8 protein-coding genes are annotated in these 19,985 nt (G+C 52.7%); 3 read left to right on the top strand and 5 right to left on the bottom strand.

Translation table 11 applies throughout. The features are described from left to right. Positions 1-194: 194 nt before the first annotated feature. Entirely contained in the window at positions 195-6,296 is a 6,102-nt protein-coding gene (locus tag E0F26_RS11200) for a Calx-beta domain-containing protein (protein WP_279241746.1), read from the top strand. Then, the gene (locus E0F26_RS11195) at positions 6,297-12,626 is read left to right on the top strand and encodes an immunoglobulin-like domain-containing protein (RefSeq protein ID WP_279241745.1); all 6,330 of its coding nucleotides are present in this window, start codon (positions 6,297-6,299) and stop codon (positions 12,624-12,626) included. 126 nt (positions 12,627-12,752) lie between these two features. Here the strand turns inward: E0F26_RS11195 and E0F26_RS11190 are convergent, their stop codons facing one another. The 3 genes from E0F26_RS11190 to E0F26_RS11180 form a co-directional block, all read right to left on the bottom strand. After that, entirely contained in the window at positions 12,753-13,541 is a 789-nt protein-coding gene (locus E0F26_RS11190; RefSeq protein WP_279241744.1) for a dienelactone hydrolase family protein, read from the bottom strand. Between the two features lie 354 nt (positions 13,542-13,895). Beyond that, positions 13,896-15,173, bottom strand: coding sequence for a cytochrome P450 (locus E0F26_RS11185; protein ID WP_279241743.1), 1,278 nt, complete (start codon positions 15,171-15,173; stop codon positions 13,896-13,898). A 351-nt stretch (positions 15,174-15,524) separates the two neighbouring features. Then, on the bottom strand, positions 15,525-16,346 hold the full coding sequence (locus E0F26_RS11180; RefSeq protein ID WP_279241742.1) for a putative RNA methyltransferase: 822 nt from the start codon (positions 16,344-16,346) through the stop codon (positions 15,525-15,527). A gap of 171 nt (positions 16,347-16,517) precedes the next feature. On the opposite strand from E0F26_RS11180, the gene E0F26_RS11175 reads away from it, so the two are divergent. Beyond that, positions 16,518-16,727, top strand: coding sequence for a hypothetical protein (locus E0F26_RS11175; protein ID WP_279241741.1), 210 nt, complete (start codon positions 16,518-16,520; stop codon positions 16,725-16,727). Positions 16,728-16,970: 243 nt separating this feature from the next. Here the strand turns inward: E0F26_RS11175 and E0F26_RS11170 are convergent, their stop codons facing one another. Together E0F26_RS11170 and E0F26_RS11165 are read right to left on the bottom strand one after the other, a co-directional pair. Continuing rightward, the gene (locus E0F26_RS11170; protein WP_279241740.1) at positions 16,971-17,516 is read right to left on the bottom strand and encodes a disulfide bond formation protein B; all 546 of its coding nucleotides are present in this window, start codon (positions 17,514-17,516) and stop codon (positions 16,971-16,973) included. A 20-nt stretch (positions 17,517-17,536) separates the two neighbouring features. Then, positions 17,537-19,969, bottom strand: coding sequence for a DUF305 domain-containing protein (locus E0F26_RS11165; protein WP_279241739.1), 2,433 nt, complete (start codon positions 19,967-19,969; stop codon positions 17,537-17,539). Positions 19,970-19,985: the final 16 nt, after the last annotated feature.

The following is a 19,985-nucleotide window of genomic DNA, read 5'->3' as shown; positions in this document are numbered from 1 at the left end:
TGACGAGCAATATTAGCTCCGCTTAAAGCGGGTCTAATATGTGGTTTTAGTCGGAAGTTCGCCCAAAAAAATAATAGTGGGTGAAAACGGCACAGTGGTTTCTCTTGACGATGGCAATCGCGATGCGCGGTTGTTTCTGAAGCGGGTATTGTGGGACAGGCGGCTACAGAGCCCAACACCAAGGTGAGATACGAATGAGCAACAACGCACCAACCGGTAGTATCGAGATTCAGGGTACATTGTTTCGTGGAGAGACCTTAGCTGTAGTCAGCACGCTAGAAGACGTTGACGGGCTCGGCACCATCACCTACCAATGGTACCGCGATGGCGTTGCAATCGAAGGTGCGACGGGGGCAACTTATAGCCTCACGGGCGATGATGTAGACGCCAGCATTACGGTGGTAGCGACCTACACGGATGGTGCGGGTAATCAGGAAACTGTTACCTCAGCTGCGACGAACCCCGTAGGACAAATCTACCTTATCGGTACGGAAGGCGAGCCTGCACAGTGGCAGTACGCAGAGGACGGCTCAAGCTCATTTACCCTCGTCCTAGGGGTGGCGCCTGCATTCAATGTCACCGTAACCATCACTCTACCAAGCGAGTTAACGTGGGCAGACGGCAGCACTGGGCCGCGCACTATCACCTTCACATCGACCGACTTCTCAGTCGCGCAGACGCTGCTAGTAGCCGCTGTTGATGACCTTACCATCGAGGGTGACCAAGTCTACGAACTTCAACTGTCGTTTAGTTCGGACGACCCAACTTACGATGGACTCACCGAAAACATCAGCGTCACGGTTATCGACAATGATTTCCAGCGCACATTGGAGCCCGAGAAGTTACCGAGTGACGGTAATAACTATGTGATTTACGACAGCGCTGATGGCGATACGGCAACCACCGGCACCAACCAATACAGCCTGGGTGCGGGTAATGATCGGCTCGAGGTCAGCGGTGATTTGTGGGGCAGTAATGCCGTTCAACAGCGCTTATTCCTAGGGGGCAGTGGCAACGACACCTTGAGTGGTGTGATTCAGGCCGACGGTGGCTCTGGTAACGACACGATTATTTCGGCGACAACGGGTAGCTCGCTAACCTTCACACTGCGCCACTCAAGCCAAAGTCGTAACCGTAATGTTGGTGACTTGCAGATACTGGCGGGCGGTACTGGCGACGATGTGATTGATGCCTCGGCATCCACTGTTCAGGTAGATATTGCTGGGGGGTCAGGTCACGATGTGATCACGGGTTCAGCCCAGACGGATGTCATTTTTGGCGATGGTTTCGATAGTGCTCGTTCGTTTAATCATAATGCTAGCTATGATCAGATCTATATTAACAGCGATCAGTACTATGGATCGGAGGCGGTTTGGGACAACTTAGCCAGAGAGGCTTATTTTAACGCTCGAAGAGATGGCAACTCATTTACTAACTCCACCACCTTCGCTGGCAATGACACGATTGATGCTGGGGCCGGCGATGATGTGGTTTACGGCGGCGGCGGCGCCGACACGATCGATGGTGGTGATGGCAGCGATACCCTCTATGGTGGCGATGGCAACGATGTCATCGATGGCGGTAATGACGCGGATACCATCGAAGGCGGTCTGGGCGACGATGATATTCGGGGTGGCGAAGGTAATGACACCCTCAGCGGTGGCGCCGGCGCCGATACGCTCTACGGTGAGTCGGGCAACGATACGCTAGAAGGCGGTGCTGACGATGACGTGCTTTACGGCGGCGAGGGAGCTGACTCTCTGACCGGTGGCGAGGGTAACGATACGCTCTATGGGGCGGAAGAGAACGACACCCTGCGGGGTAATGAAGGCGATGACACCCTGTACGGGGATGCCGGTGCCGATATCCTCTACGGCGATGCCGGTGCCGATACCCTGCGCGGTGGTGATGGCAACGATACCCTCTATGGCGGTGCCGATAACGATACGCTTTATGGCGATGCCGGTGACGATACGCTCTATGGCGGTAATGGCCAGAACACGCTGTACGGCGGCGCCGATAATGACGTCCTCTATGGGGGTGTTGATGTCGATACCCTCGATGGCGGTGCTGGCGATGACCGCTTAGAAGGCGGTGCAGCAGGCGATGTCCTGACGGGTGGTGCGGGTCGCGACACCTTTGTCTTGGCCGTCGATAGCTTGGCGGAAGCGGCATTGACCACACCGGTCTACGACCGGGTTACAGACTTTGAGACCGGAGCGGACGGCGACATTATCGATCTGGCGGCCTTGCATGCGGCCAACCTGGCTGAAGGTTACGGTGACGAGTGGTCCGGTACTGAGTTCGCCTATGCCCACGGCTACATTTATTTTGTGCAGTCGGGTAATCACACCCATGTGATGTACGACCGTGACGGTCTGAACGGTGAGTATGACGGCAAGATCATCGCGGTGTTGGAGAACACCACCGCATCGGATGTGATCGAAGGGGTTAACTCGAACCCACCGCTGAGCGATAACCTATTCCTGATTGAGTCAGAGAACCTGGCGGTTGGACTGTCTGAGGACGGCGGCTCGAGCATTACCTATCGTATTGTCTTAGGCCAGGCGCCAACGGCGCCGGTCACGGTAACCATCCAGGGCGGCGATCAGATCGCGGTGGATGGTGGCAGTGAGGTCACCCTGACCTTTGACGCTACTAACTGGTGGATCCCCCAGAGTGTGACCGTCACCGCCAGTGACGACTTGCTGATCGAAGGCAATGTGCCGGCGGATATTGTGCACACCTTTAGCTCAACCGATGGTGAGTTCGATGGTCTGGCCGAGACTCATGCGGTCACGGTTATCGACAATGATTTCCAGCGCACATTGGAGCCCGAGAAGTTACCGAGTGACGGTAATAACTATGTGATTTACGACAGCGCTGATGGCGATACGGCAACCACCGGCACCAACCAATACAGCCTGGGTGCGGGTAATGATCGGCTCGAGGTCAGCGGTGATTTGTGGGGCAGTAATGCCGTTCAACAGCGCTTATTCCTAGGGGGCAGTGGCAACGACACCTTGAGTGGTGTGATTCAGGCCGACGGTGGCTCTGGTAACGACACGATTATTTCGGCGACAACGGGTAGCTCGCTAACCTTCACACTGCGCCACTCAAGCCAAAGTCGTAACCGTAATGTTGGTGACTTGCAGATACTGGCGGGCGGTACTGGCGACGATGTGATTGATGCCTCGGCATCCACTGTTCAGGTAGATATTGCTGGGGGGTCAGGTCACGATGTGATCACGGGTTCAGCCCAGACGGATGTCATTTTTGGCGATGGTTTCGATAGTGCTCGTTCGTTTAATCATAATGCTAGCTATGATCAGATCTATATTAACAGCGATCAGTACTATGGATCGGAGGCGGTTTGGGACAACTTAGCCAGAGAGGCTTATTTTAACGCTCGAAGAGATGGCAACTCATTTACTAACTCCACCACCTTCGCTGGCAATGACACGATTGATGCTGGGGCCGGCGATGATGTGGTTTACGGCGGCGGCGGCGCCGACACGATCGATGGTGGTGATGGCAGCGATACCCTCTATGGTGGCGATGGCAACGATGTCATCGATGGCGGTAATGACGCGGATACCATCGAAGGCGGTCTGGGCGACGATGATATTCGGGGTGGCGAAGGTAATGACACCCTCAGCGGTGGCGCCGGACTTGATCTTGTCTATGGTGGTGCCGGTGATGACACTTTGGACGGGGGATCATTCAATGACATTCTCTACGGCGGGGAGGGTAATGACACCCTATCGGGCGGTACCGAGGATGACCTTCTATACGGAGAGGATGGTGCTGACACCCTAAACGGCAATGCCGGTGACGATACATTGTTTGGTGGAACCAACAGCGACGTTCTACGCGGTGATCAGGGCAACGACACGCTATATGGTGATGTCGGGAAGGACACCTTGTACGGCGGTGCCGACAATGATGTCCTCTATGGTGGTGCGGGTGAGGACACTTTGTACGGTGATGCCGGCATCGACACCTTATTTGGCGGTGCGGATAACGATAGTCTCTATGGCGGTGACAACGCCGATAACCTAATCGGTGGCGCAGGGGATGACTTTATCAGTGGTGGGCGAGGCGGCGACGTGCTGTCTGGCGGTGCCGGTCGCGACACTTTCCATTTTACCCACGATGCACTCGATGACGATGTTGATGTCATCACCGATTTTGAGGTCGGTGCGTCCGGTGATGTGCTGGATCTATACGACGTACACCAAGTTAATGTCGATGAGGGTAACGCTACCTTCGGCGCTAACGAGTTCCCATTCACTCACGGTTATTTCCGAATTATCCAGCGGGGTGATGATGCCATCGTGGGTTATGACCGCGACGGTCATGGCGATGATTTCTTCTTTGAGCCCCTTGTTATTCTCAATGGGGTAGACGGTAGTGACCTAACCGAGGAGAACTTTGGTTTTGGGAGCAGTAATTTTGGGCTGGTCAGAACGGGCTTTACCCTTGAGCAAACACGCTTTAACGATGGCTCTGCCACGCTAGAGATTGCTTTGTGGGGAGGGCAGCCCAGTGCCGATGTCACGATCATCGTCCGTGATTTGGCGGGTAATGAAATTGCCCGTGTTGTCTTCACGGCCAATGACTGGGATAGCACAAAGACGATCACCTTAGACAGCGTCTCTGATGACTTCATTGCTGACCGGGATTTAACGTTCAGCATCGATAGCACGGATACGAATTTCGCCGCGGGCGACTTGGCGACGGTTGTTATCAACGAGACGATTGTCTTTGAAAATACGAGCATCGTAGCGCCTGAGGTTTCGATAGTTTCGGCCGCAAGCGATACGATCAGTGTTGATACAAATCTTGATGCTTCGACAGATGAGTCGAGTGAGCTTCGACTCGTGAGTGTTACTGATCCATCGATTGTGATCGTCACGACCATTAATTTTGTGGGGCAACAGGGGACTATTGTCATTCCCGACACCGCACTCTCCGGCGTCATGGAATTCGTTGGCTATGCAACGGCTGCCGGTGAGACGGTTACGTTTTCGGTCACCATTGAGTTTGACAACTACGCAACGGCGTCGGTTGCCTCCAACAGTGTTCAGGTGACAGAAGGTAGCAGTACGACGGTTGCCATTGAGGTCACTCTGGACGCACCGGCGGGACAAGAGCTAACGCTTTCATGGATGGCTACGCCCACAGGTGGTAACGGTGTTGATGCAGCGGACTTCAACAGTGGGGAGCTCCCATCTGGCACCTTAACCTTCGCCCGCGGAGAAACCTCGCAGACCATCTACATTGAGGTAGCGGACGATAATATTGAAGAGTCCGTTGAGGCCTTTATCGTCAGCTTCTCTGCTGCCAGTGGTTTCGACGCAATTCCCGGGTCGGTAACCGTCTTGATCAATGATGACGACTTACCAGGTCAAACGGGTGACGCAACAACGTGGAACGGCATTAATGTCGATGTTTCAGGCACGATTGCGCGAACTGAAATCGATGTTACTGACTCCGGAGCGACGGGCTTCAGAGCTATTAACTACGACGAGGGTGCGCAAACGCTGACCCTTGAATTCTGGGGCAATCCAAGTGAATTAGGTCAGAACTTCGACTTAACGATTCTCCTCGGAGCCGGTGCGGAGGCTGTTGTAACCTTTGATGCTGCACTGGATAACTGGACCGCTCTTTCAAACCTGCAAGATGGCGTATTGGCAATCGCAGGCATTGGAGCTCAGGAAGTTTCTGGGGGCGAGTCGGTTAGGCTGTTTAGTATTACTTTCACCAACGTTAATCCCAATGAAATCCCTATTTTACAAGGTGGAATCATTGGTAATACCGAAGTCCTGCCCGGGGCGTTATATCAAACCACCGTGATAGATACTTCGGATGGAGAGGTTAGTTTCGCCGGTGAAGACGGTACCTACATTACTGACTTTGACGTTAGCCAAAGCGATATCGACAGAGCTATAAACTCACAAGATGCGCTTATGATTCTCCAGATTGCAAACGGCACGCTCGGTCCGAGTGACCTGCACCCCTTGCAATTCACGGCAGCGGACGTTGATCGCAGTGGAGACGTTTCGCTATTGGACGCCTGGATATTATTGCGCCACATTGTGGGCATAGAAAGTGATCTCATTGGTCAAGTCGGCTCTGTGCAAGCCACTGAGGATTTGAGCGATATTGATGCCGATAATACTCAGCCGGATACACTTGATTCAGTGACGACGGATGGCGGTACCCCGCCTGACCTCACACTTTTCATCATTGGCGATGTCGACGGCAGCTACCGTCCCGAGACGATGCCATAAATGCCATCTTTGCTAATAACTTCGGCGTTACTCGACGCCACCTTGGGTGTGGGTGTTTATCTGCAGGCGACTACCGTTGAGGCAGACAAGCTGGCCGGGATTTCGACGCAAAACGTGCTTTTACAAACCAGCGGTGCGCCGCTTGTCCTGACCAGCGATGAGTATCGCTCAAACCCAAACTGGGATTTGTCGGACGCGAACGCAGCTACCGGCAGATTTTCAGCGATTTCCATATCCGGAATTGAGGCAGTTTCCGTTAACGGCGATCGGGCATTCTCGCTCTATGACATCAGTGTGCCAGTAGACAGTGATGACCCCATTAAAACTCTGCAGATTTCTCCTGCAGGTAATGATCCATTCTTCGATGCCAATGGGCAGGTACTGGCGGTAAGTGATGCGACTTTCCCGTTACTCGTTGAACCGGGTTTGACCGTGTATGTGACCGACACCTCGACCTTAGGAAGCAGCTACAACAATGCAGTCATGTTGTCGGATGTGTCTTTTTCCGTCGAGGGCAATAGTGCAGCCAACGTACTGGTCGCAAATGACGCGGGTTCTACTCTATCGGGCTTGGCAGGTGACGACGATCTAAGAGGAGGCACCGGCGATGATGTCATCTATCCAGGCACTGGAAATGATGTTATCGATGGAGGCGCCGGCAACGATACGGTGGTGTTTGTGGGTCCACAGTCGGCCTACAGTGTTAGCTACCTCGCAGATGTCACTCAGATTACTGAACTGGCAACGGGCGAGAAAAATAACATTGTTAATGCCGAAGTCTTTGAGTTTGATGATGGGCCTCTAAACTCTTTGTTCGGGAGTTTCAGTGATGCGGACGCCAGTCCAGATAGTGTCGTTGAGGGCGCGGCAGTCGATACTCCTGTAGGCATTACCGCTGTCATTTCGACTGCTGATGAAGGGACCGTATATTCCTTGGTAACGACCGCTGCCGGCTCGGAGGAGGTTGTGGCTGGACCGTTTAAGATTGAGCCCCAGACTGGCGTAATCAGCGTGGCGGATGGCTCGCTAATTGATTTTGAGCTCAATCAAACAGAAGTGGTCTTTGTTCGCGCGACACTCTCCTCGGGTGAGTTTCAGGTAAGACGATTCGATATTTCGGTCATCGGGGTAGATGAGCCCGCGCAAGGGCTGGTTTCAATCATTGATTTACCAAGGGAGGGCGGTATTGCACGCTCTTCCGTCACTCTCAGTGACCCCGATGGCGCGATTGTTGATCAGCGTTATCAATGGCAAACAGCCGATGCCGATAATCTTGATGACTGGACAGACCTTTTCGGTGCGACGTCGGCAACCCTTAACGTTCCCGAGCAGCAAAGTTATGTTGGGAAACTGCTTCGACTTGAGGTGACTGTTACTGATGAGTTTGGTGGCGTAACCTCGCTGGTCAGCTCAATAAGCAGAGAAATTCTCAATACTAACGATAGTCCTGTGGGGAGCGTCACGATTGAGGGGGTCGCACAGGAGGATCAATCACTCACGGCTAGCGATAATCTCAGTGATGAAGATGGACTTGGTGAGTTCACTTATCAATGGTTGGCTGACGGGGTTGAGCTTTCGGGTGCTACGGACACCACCTATACCCTTGGACCACTCGACATTGGCCGTTCGCTCTCGGTAGCGATTAGCTATACGGACGGGTATGGCGCGATCGAGCGAGTTGAGAGTGCGGCGACGCTCCCGGTTGCGAATATCAACGATGCGCCAGTCGGGGATGTCCTCATATCCGGTGACCCGATTGAAGATGAAACACTTTCGGTTACTTCTACCCTATCCGATGAAGATGGAGTTGGGTCCTTCAGTTATGAGTGGTACGCCGGCAATCAGGTGATACCTGATGCCACTGGGCCTAGTTTGATGCTAGATCAGCCACAGGTCGGATCCGCTATCTCGGTCATTGTGAGGTACACCGATGGGTTTGGGACAGACGAGAGCGTTAGTAGTGATCAAACTGAATTGGTTACAAACGTCAATGACCCGCCAGAGGGCGAGATCACCATTTCGGGCGTGGTGGAGGAAGGGCAGACGCTGACGGCACTCGATTCGCTCACCGATGATGATGGCTTAGGCGAGTTTAACTATCAGTGGCGTGCTGACGATGTCGATATCGAGGGTGCAACCAGCAATCAATTGGTGTTATCTGCCGAGCTGATCGGAAGAACCCTATCCGTCGTCATCGCCTATGTAGACGCTTATGGCGCCAGTGAGCAGGCGGTCAGCGAAGCAACTGAAGCGGTTGTGAATGTCAACGACCCGCCGACGGGATCAGTGGACGTAATTGGTCTGGCTGAGCAAGGGCAGGTACTTACGGTCGAAAACACACTAGCTGATGAGGATGGATTGGGCGAGCTGATTTACCAATGGTTGGCCGATGGTCAAGTCATCGAGGGAGCCGTTGGTGCTACGCTGCAGCTGGATCAGGCGTTGGTAGGTAAACGGATTTCAGTAACCATAAGCTACACGGACAGTTATGGTTTTGAGGAGTCAGTCACCAGTGAACCAACAGCGGCCGGCGTGGCGAATATCAACGATGCGCCAACCGGCACGGTCAGTGTTGTAGGTGTTGCTCAGGAAGATTCGTCCTTATCGGTTCAAGTTCAGCTTGCGGATGAGGATGGTCTGGGCGAATTTCAATACCAATGGTTAGCTGATGGCACGCCGATCTTTAATGCCATTAATGCAGGATTCTCACCCACCCAAGGCGAAGTCGGTAAGGCCATAACGGTGACCGTGTCATACACCGATGGCTTTGGCGAAAATGAGAGTGTGACGAGTTTGCCAACGGCGCTTGTCATTAACGTTAACGACGAGCCGACTGGGACAGTTGTTATCGCAGGGCTGGCCCGCGAGGACGAGTCGTTGTCGGTATCAAATACGCTCGCCGACGAAGATGGACTTGGGGCAATTAGTTATCAATGGCTGGCGGACGCAGTGCCAATTACAGGCGCAGCAGGAACATTGCTCGTGCTCGAACAAGCGCAGGTTGGACGTGAAATCACGGTCTCCGCGAGTTATACCGACGGGTTTGGTAAAGTCGAGCAAGTAGTCAGCTTGGCTACGAAGGCTGTTGAGAATGTTAACGACGCCCCCCTAGGTGGTGTGTCTGTTTCAGGTCTCTTGAGAGAGGACGAGACGCTGACAGTGTCCACCGATAATCTGACCGATGATGATGGCTTGGGGGAATTTACTTATCAATGGCTTGCCGGCGGCACACCGATTCTAAATGCCACGTCTACGAGCCTGACCCTAACGCAAAATCAGGTAGGTGATCGCATAGTAGCCAGAGTCCGCTACGTCGATGGTTACGGTGTAGCCGAGCAAGTCGACAGCAGCGTTAGTGACATCGTGGAGAACGTTAACGACCAACCCACCGGCACAGTATCCCTTGAAGGCACCGCTTTTGTCGGTGACACCCTAACGGCAGCCAATAATCTTGCCGATGAGGACGGCTTGGGGGAAGTGATTTACACCTGGTACGCAGATGCCGAGGACGTCGTCTTTGAAGGGGTCGATTCCTTTCAGTTGACCAAAGAAACCTTCGGTCGTCAGATTTCGGTTGCCGCCTCGTATTTTGATGTGTACGGCACACTGGAGCGAGTCGAGAGTGAGTTATCAGTGCCTGTTGGCGACGATACGCCGCCCGTATTGACGCTTGTTGGAGAGAGTGAGCTTGAGATCCAGCTAGGTACAGAGTTCATTGATCCCGGTGCGACTGCAGTGGATGATGTGGCGGGCGATATAACCGCTGACATTACTGTTCAGGGCGCGGTAAACAGTCAGGAGGCTAATGCTTATTCATTGACCTACACCGTAAAAGATCAGTCAGATAACAGCTCGTCGGTTACCCGCCTGGTGATAGTCGTTCAGACTGATCGCGATGGTGATGGTGTCGCGGACGATGAAGACGCGTTTCCGGATGACCCGACAGAGACCCTAGACTCTGATGGAGACGGTGTCGGTGATAACGCTGACGCATTCCCCTTTGATCCTGAGGAAACCGCTGACTTCGATGGTGATGCAACAGGTGATAATCAGGATCTAGATGATGATAACGATGGTTACATAGACCCCACCTCGCCAAAACCACCACTTCTAAATGCGGGGACACGAAGTATTTGTGGCACTGAAGCAGATGGTCTGTGGTGCGATTCCATAGGCGACGCTTTACACAAGAGTTTTCTCAATATTGATCAATGGAGATTTGAGGAATTAGCCGTTGCGAAAAATAGTTTTTGCGTGCTCACGGACGGGCAATTGTTGTGCGGCACTCCGGGTAGTAACGTCATGACCTCACCTTTGCCTTCTTATCCTGGCAGAAAGAATTTGACTGGTTATTCAGATCATTTTTGCGCCATGCAAGAAGGGGATGCGCTTTGCTGGGGTAATACGGACGTTTCAAGAATCACGGGTGTTCTCCGAGTGGCGGCGGGTGATAACTTTACCTGCGCCTTGATGGAGGCAGGCGAGCAGGTTTCTTGTGTGAGTACAACGGGGGAGTCGTTATCGACGCATTACACCGATAATCCGGTAGACATCAAAGCCGGTGATAACTTGGTCTGTGTAAAAGGCCGCTATGGGGGCGATGAGGCGATTAACTGTTGGGCACCTTCTGGCTGGGACTCGCCGAGACGCACTTATTTCAATGGAATCAATTCATTCGACGTGGGCTCTGAGGTCTGTGTGTCTCACGAGCAGGGTACGACATGCTTAAGTTATGACAGGGAATCAGGCTCAAGTGGACCAACAACAGACTTCGATTTTATTGCAGATGACGTCGCAGTGGGCGAGGGCTTTGCTTGCGCAGCGGTTGAAAATAATCTCGAGTGTTGGGGGCCGGAGGCCAATCAGTTTAATTTGCAAGACCAACGTGTAGAGTCCGTCAAATTACCACCCATTGATCAGTTCCCGTTTGATGCAAGCGAGTGGTTTGATAACGACGCCGACGGTATTGGGGACAATGCCGATACTGACGACGACAACGATGGCTACCTAGATGAAGAGGACGTTTTTCCTCTAGATGCAAGCGAGTGGTTGGATACGGACGAGGACGGGGTGGGCGATAACGCCGATGCGTTTCCCACCAACCCGCTAGAGACAAAAGACTCGGATGAGGACGGGGTTGGCGATAACGAGGATGCTTTCCCGCTGGATGCTGACGAGGTCAGCGATAGTGACCAAGATGGCATTGGGGACAATGCTGATACTGACGACGACAATGACGGCATTGAAGATCTTTTTGATAAGTTCCCATTCAATAGCGCAGAGTGGCTAGACACTGACGATGATGGGATTGGGAACTTTGCAGATACCGATAATGAGACCGGATTTTGCAATTCCGGGTTTTGCGTTACCTCACCCATGGCTAACGCCCATTATTATTTAATCGACGAGGTTTCCCGAGAAGCCCCCATGGAGTTTGTTTGGCCGGAATTGAGCCTCGAGGGACTCAGTTATCAAAGAGGTTTTGTCTGGGAATTTGAGACAAGCACAGGTGAGTTGATTACTTACAATGATCAGAGCTTGGTGGATCCAAATGTAATACCGGGGCTTATGACGCGGTCAGGAGGGCGAATACGCTACCGAGTTTCTGATGACGCTGAGGGATTGGGCGGCCGAAACGTGACGCATATTATCCGGCCAGGCGATTATTTTGAGACGTCGCCTCAGCTAATTTTTCAGGAGTCGAATGTTCGTCTATCGGCGGATCTGACGGTCGAGGACCTTACATTTGCTGATACTGCGGTAATAATGAATCGCCAGTTCGTTGGGGGTGAGTGCGATCCTTATGACTTTGCAGGACTAGATCCACTCCTCTATGTCGGTTCAAACCTGATGGCATTTTTTAGTTTGGAGTCTTATCTACCTGTTGGTGAGCACCCTCTGACAAGTCGCAGAGACAACAAGTTCGACTTTTGTGCGTCTACGCCAGCCGGCGTCTATAACTACGACTTTTACGTTCTTGATGGTTTGGGCGGTAAGATTTTGCATTCACTAACCGTTTATGTTCTTGAGGAGCGACTGCCAGAAAGCAAGATTATTTGGAGCCCACCTTCTACGAACGATGTTGACGGTGATGGTGTGCTCAACGAGGAAGATCTCTACCCTTTAAACTCGCTTGAGCAACGCGACTCTGACGGCGATGGCATCGGCGATAATGCAGACGAGGACGATGATAATGATGGCTTTTCCGATTCTGAGGAGCTTGCAGAGGGTTCGGATCCACTCGACGCTACCAGCATCCCGTCTCCCATACCAGGTGGCCTGAGTTTGCCGCTCATTCATGCTGCATTACAGTCGCGTTTGAATCCCTGAGCTTTTGGCTGTCAAGGGCTTGGCGTTAACCCACCACTTGTTTCTGGATGAGTATTGTCTGTCTGAAAATAGATTTTCCTAGTGCCTTACGAACGGCTAATGTGGCAATTCGTATAGCCTAGGATGTCAGGATTGACGTAGGGGCGCTCTTAACTTCTCGCCGAAATAATTGAGCACTCTTTGCAACGCTTCATAGGTGGGATGGCCCGCTTCATCTACGAAATCAAGTGTGAGGACAGAGTGGCCTTTTCCGGGTAAGACGATCTCCTTCACACGCTCATGGGCGTCGTCATTAAAAGTCCGGTGAATGCATTCGGATTTCTCGACGGTTGAAAGTGGATCATCTTCAAACCGAAGGACACGCATTGGACCTTTCGCCTCCAACGCGTCTCTACTGCTCGCAATCTCTTGGGGCGACATATGGAGTGCACCTTGCTTAAAGAAGGGCATTGCGGGTTGGGAGGCAACAGCTGCCAATACACTGTCATCCCCGATCAAAGTGATAGCGAAGTTCCCGGTAAGGCACATACCAATGACACCCACACCATCTACACCTCGGGTATCGCGGACTTGACGACACAGTAAACGCAGCCAGTCAGCAACCGGGCTCGAGGCGTCAGTCGCCATGAGTCGGAACTCTTTGCGCATACACATCACCCGCGCGAGATTGCCTCCAATTGAGATTTTCCCAAGCGGTCCAAATAGGTGCGGCATAACAACTTCGTGACCTGCGTCGACGAGTTTATCGGCTAGACTTAGCGTCTCTTGACCAATTCCCGGGAGTTCTTGAATCAATACTATAGGGGCACCCAAACCTCGGGAATACACATCGTGAGAAAGGGATCGTCCTTCTCTCGTTTGGGCAGAAAAGGATGCTTTTTGGTAGGCCGATAATTGTGTTGCACGTTTCGTCATAAGGCGACCTTGTCTACTTGGTGATGGGTATTCCGCGATGAATTTGTCGTGTCTATTTGAGGCTGCATGCAACGCAAGGGTGAGGCGTCAAGAAGCCTCGCATCGCTGTAGCCAAGAGGTGGCATGGAGGTGGATAGACACTTGGCTATGACCCCAGTGGATGTGTCCTCGTTTTCCCGCTGAGCGCCTGCGCTACTTTTGGAGTCGCACGAGCGATGAAAAACAGTGCTTGTCGATCGTCGCGGCGGTTGGTTCACAGCATCTTACTTGCGTGTCACTGTCGCTAAAGGGAAGCGATGTGTGGTGTTTGAGGGCGGTCGCACAGAATATCGTTTCGATGCGACCGCAGTCCGCTCAGTCGCGGACAATCACCTTCATCTTGGTGTAGCCCTTTACGAAGCTCGAGATATTTCGGCTGGGCTCACCTACAACCTCGACCCGAGAGAAGCGCTTTAGCATTTCATCCCAAAGAATCTGAAGCTGAAGTTCTGCGAGGCGGTTACCAAAACAACGGTGAATACCGAACCCAAAGGATACGTGGTTGCGCGCATTCTTACGTTCGAAGTCCAGCACATCTGGGTTCTCAAATTTTCGCTCGTCGCGGTTGCCCGAGACGTACCACATCGCGACTTTATCGCCCTTTTTGATGGTCTTTCCGTGCATTTCGACGTCTTCGAGTGCTGTTCTTCGCATGTAAGCCAGCGGCGTCTGCCAGCGGATAATTTCGGCAACTGTATTAGGGATTAGATCACGATTGGCTTTCACTTTGTCCCACTGCTCAGGGAACAAGTGCGACCCGTAAATAGAAGCAGACATTGAGTTTCGGGTCGTGTCGTTACCACCCACGATCAGCAATATCAGATTGCCCAAATATTCGACGGCATCCATATCGCGCGTTTTCTCACCGTTCGCGAGCATCGTGATGAGGTCATGGCCGCTACCGCCAATGCGCTCTTGCCATAGACCCAAAAAGTACTCCACACACTCCGTAAGTTCGGCACGACGTTGCTCCTCACTCTCGACAATGCCAGTTTCAGGCCCTGCAGTCGCGACGTCTGACCATCGCGTTAACTTTCGTCGATCCTCAAAGGGAAAGTCGAAGAGCGTTGCGAGCATCATGGTAGTCAGTTCGATGGATACCGTATCGACCCAGTCGAATTCTTGATTGATGGGCACGTTATCAAGCACGTATTGCGTCCGCTCACGAATAACCTGCGACATTTGCGACAAGCTTGGCGAGGCCACAATGGGTGCGACGGTCTGCCGCTGGACATCGTGTTTAGGCTGATCCATCGCGATGAACATGGGTAGCGGAAAATCTTCAGCAGGGTTTGGCAGTACAATCGCAGGTTCCGACGAGAAGCGATGATGATCCGTGTCGATCGCCATGATGTCCTCGTAACGCGTTACGGACCAGTAGGGTCCAATTGGCTCCATGTCGGCGGGCCGCTCGTCCGCCATCCAGCCTTCTTTGCAATAATGTAACGGGTCTTCATTACGCAGGCGCTCAAAGACCGCCCACATCTCCTGCGATGGCCACAAGTGAGGATTCGATGGGTCCAAGTCGCCAAGAGGCGTGCTGAAAGCCCTGTCATAACCGGGCAAATTAGATCGTTTGATGGCTTGATTCACGAGTGTCTCCTCTTTACGGACCGATTTCTTCTGTGGTCGGAACGCTAGATTTTCTATCGTATTTTTATATGTATTGTGCGGTTTGGGTAACGACTACGAGCGCAACCCCTCCACCACGTCCAACAATAGGGCAACCGCAGTCACAGTCAAGTTTTGGATGCGCATCGTCGGGAAGCATCGGTATGGCTAATCGATTTCGATCGGTGCGTCACAATTTGCGCAACAATGCCCCGTAAAATTATTCAATCAGCGATGAGTTGTGGGCAAGGTGTCTTCAGTTACCCGCACGTAGCGCTCAGGGAATCAGTGACCTCCCTCGGCAGCGACGTTTGGAATTAGGTTTTCCGTGAGCTAGAAATGAAGCCGGAGCTCATCAATGTTAATATCAACTGTAATCTCAAGTTGCTTCAGGTTTTTCAAGCGAGCCAGCCCCTCTTTTGGTGCTCGATACAAATGGGGCGTCATGGCGAGGAGGTTATCTAAATCTTGCTGTACGAGGGTTAGCCCGTACGTCAAAGTCTCACGAGAGACGAGGGTAAATGGCGCTGGATAATCGCGACCACTGGTCTGTTTTACGTGTGGATAGATGATTTTACGCAGTTCGATGAGGTGTTGTGCTGCGGGCGTAACACAGAAAAGCCTGCCGTTGGTCTTTAAGATCCTTTGGAACGAGTCGAAGTCAGGGAAGCCAAACATATCGAGTACGACATCAGCTGACTCGTCAGCCAACGGAACGCGTTTATTGCTGGCGACAAGCCAAGTTGCTGCGCAGCGTCGAGCAGCTCGTTGAATCGCCCACTTTGAAATATCAAAACCAACAAGGTGCAGTTGCTTACCCGGCAGTGAATCGATGGCTTCAAGATAATAGCCCTCGCCGCAGCCCGCATCGACCACAGTCAACTCATCGCCCGCGATGTGCTCAAGCAGCTGCGCAAGTCGGTTTGCGATTGGTTCATAGTAACCTTTGGCCAGAAATGCGTTTCGTGCTCTGACCATGTCTTTTGAATCGCCTGGTGCCTTGGAGCGCTTGTGTTGAACACTGAGGAGATTCGCATAACCGGGTTTGCCAATATCGTATTGATGTCCGCTTGGGCACGACAATGAGCCATCTCGATACTGCAAAGGCAGGTCATCGATAGGGCAGATCAAACTGTCGTGTGGGATAAAAGACATAGTTCTGATTCAAAAGGGTGAGATATTGATCCTTGCACCTCAGTATATGCGTACATGACACAAGGGCGTTATTAACAGTTTGTCTCGTTGTTCTGCGAGGCGCCCGGGGGCGTTAACTCGGTGACGAGTTTTTGCACGAACTCAATCGACATGACTTTAGGGAGAGAAGTTATGGACAAAATACTTATCGATATCCCAGCTGTATTATCACTAACCCTTCAAGGAGCGCTGGTGCTCGGCATGTTCCTCGCCTCGACGCTGCTTGATGGCATCGATATCACCGTGTTTTTCGCTGCGTACATCGTACTCTGGTCGCTGCAGTACACCTCGGCGTTTCGTGCTTATCTGGACGATGTTCAGCGCGAGCGCGCAAACAGCTAAGATCACCACCAATAGTTTACCAAGGGCTGTGCTTACCTACGGCCCAACATCGGCTCCACAGCATTGAGTTGTGGGGCCGTTTTGTTTTTAGGGACTTAGGACAAGTGTTTAGCGGGGGTTAGCCCAGCTACCCAGCCTGCAAGGGATGTGAGTCGTGTTACAGCGATTGACTTCGTTTACACCGACGGTGGCTTCTTTGTTGGGTAAGCCCGACTTTTTGTTCTCTACGGCAAAGCGGCGCGTCTAGTCGGTCTTTGTGGCAAGCGCGGATTTGATCAAGAGGCCGGATCCGAGCAAAGCCAGCACACAGACAACGGCGGCGATGCCGATTAAAGCCTCCGCCATGCTGACGCCAAAGGCGATTTCCGGGGTGTATGAGCAGATATTTCGCACTTCGAATAAAGCAGGGAACCACTGGTCCACAGCGAACCAGGAGGGCATGCCAAGGGTAAACTCGCAGCTGCCATCACCTCGAAAGTTTTCGATTTCATAGAGATAAAAGGCGCGCTCACCCATGCCCGCGCCGGTTAATAGGGTCAAAGCGAACCCCGCTAGCCGATACAGCAGGGTATCGGGGAGCATCAGCATGAATGCACCAACGAGTCCTATGCCAACGGCCCAGAGGCGAGCTTGGATACATACCTGACAAGGATCGTCACCGAGGACGTATTGCCAGTACAAAGCTGCGGCAAGCAGGCTACTTCCCAATGCAAAAATGGCCCACCAAAGGAGCCGTCCCTTGGTGAGCAGCTCTGTGAGCGCTGCTAGCGATTTTGTGGACGGTGCCATGCGCTCAATCTGTCCTCTGATTAGCGGAGTTGTGCGGCAACGCCACGCATAACCCGAGCCGCCGATTCTCCACCGCTGGACGCAACCTTGCTCGCAAGTTTCTCGATATTACGAACGGCGCGCTTATCAGATTGGCCGGCTTCAATGGTCTCCAAAGCGGCCGCCATGGCTTTCGATGCCGCCGCAACATGCTTTGCTTCAGGCGTCTCTCTTGCCAGCTGGTCGAGCAGCGCCAAGGCGACTACAGGATGATCAGGCCAGCTTACAGGGAACTGCTGCTGCGGGTTAAAAACGCCGTCCAAGTCGGCGAGCCCTGCTGCGGCAATTTCGTTTGCAGAGAGGTGCTCACTTTCCTCTAGGGCAAGTACATCGAGACCGCGAATGATCTCTGTGCCGTAGATATGGTTTTTATAAAAATAGGTCGACCAAAAACCACCTGTCACTAATTCCTTATCGTCGATCGGGCCACGGTCAAAATAGGCGATCTCAATGGGGTCAGAGGAGTCGGTAAAGTCGATAACGGAGATGCCGCCTTGGTACCAAGCTTGAACAAAAATATCGCGCCCAGGCACAGGAACAATCGATCCGTTATGGGCTACACAGTTTTCATACTCGCGCTGCGGCGCAGGTATTTTAAAATGACTGCGATACACCAATTTGCCGTCCACGATGTCGTATATGGCGTCTGCACCCCAATCTAAAGGGTCGAATGCACGGCAACGAGCGCGGCCACCGCCACCCCATTCGTCGGTGAAGAGGATCTTGGTGCCGTCGTTGTTGAAGGTGGCGGAGTGCCAGTAAGCAAAGCCATTATCTGAGACGGCATCCAAGCGTTTTGGATCCAAGGGATCGGTAATATCAAACAAGATGCCGTTTCCTGAACAAGCGCCGGCAGCGAGGTTTTTAGAGGGGAATACGGTGATGTCATGGCACTCATCCGTCGTTCGTGTCTCCTGAGTGTCATCGCCATGGTCGCCGCCACGCCAAAGGCCCGCTATTGCACCTGTTTCCTCGTCCGCAAATACCGTAGGGGAGTGAACAATTCGTGAGGCAGATGGGTCCTCCACAGGAATCTCAATAACATCGATTCGGAATAGGGCAGTCCGGGGATCACCCGGCGTATCATCAAAGCAAGAGGCCATCTCCTCACGCTCTCGAATGCTTGAAGTCCCCGAGTTGTATACGACGATTTTGCCATCGTCGCCCGGACCCGATACCACAGAGTGAGTATGTGAGCCCCGGCAAGTTTGAACTGCGCCGACTTGTACCGGGTTTTCCAGGTCCGAAATGTTGAAAATGCGAATGCCGCGGAAGCGCTCATCGCTGACATCTTCAGCAATGCCCTGTAGACCACAATCTAAGCGACTGCGGGTTTCCTGAACAGACATGATCAGAAGGTCGCCCACGATACTGACATCGCCCTGACCACCTGGACAGACGACCGAGCTGAGCAAGTCGGGAACGCCATCTTCCTTGATGTTATAGACATTGAAACCGTGATAGCTACCCGCTACCAAGGTATCGCCCGAGAACGCCATATCTGTATTACTAAAACTCAAAAGCGGCGATCGCTTGCGTGAGCCACCTTCAACCGGCGACTGCTTTTTCGCGTCCTCTGCGGTGTCTTCTTCAGAGTCTTCTTCGGCCGTTTTGGGTTTGTGCTCGGGCCCCTTTGACATCTCAATCGGATTCTTGGGGTCGATAAACCCGGCAGGTTTTGGAAGCGAGGCAACTAGCGTCATATTCTTAATGGCGATGCCCGCATCCATGAGCCCTGCTTTGAGATTCGCTCTGGGGTCATCAGACAGGCTCACCAATAAGCCGTTCATCTGGTCTATCTCGACGGCTTGGTCATTCTTGATATCACCCACAAACTCGTACAAGACGGGGTCGTAGGCAGAGCCGGGTTTATCGAGCAAGTCCTCCACCATGTCTACGGCACCTTCATGGTGGCGAATCATGAGTGTTAAGAACTGACGGTCGAAGTCGACCGACTCAGCGGCAGCGAGAGCCGCCATTTGGTCATCCGTCGCCATCCCCATTTCCATTTTGTGGTGCATGCTCATCATGTGATGCGCGTGTGCCATTGGTGACTCGCCACGATCGGTAAGCCAGCCTTCCATAAAGTCGATTTCGTCGCTCTGTGAGGCTTTGATGCGACCGGCAATATTCAAAAGAGCGGGCTGATTAGTGCGAGCTTCAACCAGATCGGCCATTTCCAATGCTTGAGCATGATGCGGGATCATCATTTGCATGAAGCTCACATCAGCGGGAGAGAAGCTAGTATCGGTAATCTTGACCGCATCCTCAGGGCTGAGCGTTTGGCTGGGTTGACCCGGTGCGCCCGGCAGTACAATAGGTGAGGCCAGTACAGTTGCGCTCAACACACTGGTAAGGGATAGAGCAGCACCTGCGAGGTGCACTATTTTTACGTATCCAGATAACGACGGCATCGTAATTTCCTATGAG

It is taken from the genome of Candidatus Paraluminiphilus aquimaris (assembly GCF_026230195.1).
In the GTDB taxonomy this organism is placed as follows: Bacteria; Pseudomonadota; Gammaproteobacteria; order Pseudomonadales; family Halieaceae; genus Luminiphilus; species Luminiphilus aquimaris.
This window is presented reverse-complemented; position numbering and strand designations above follow the sequence as displayed.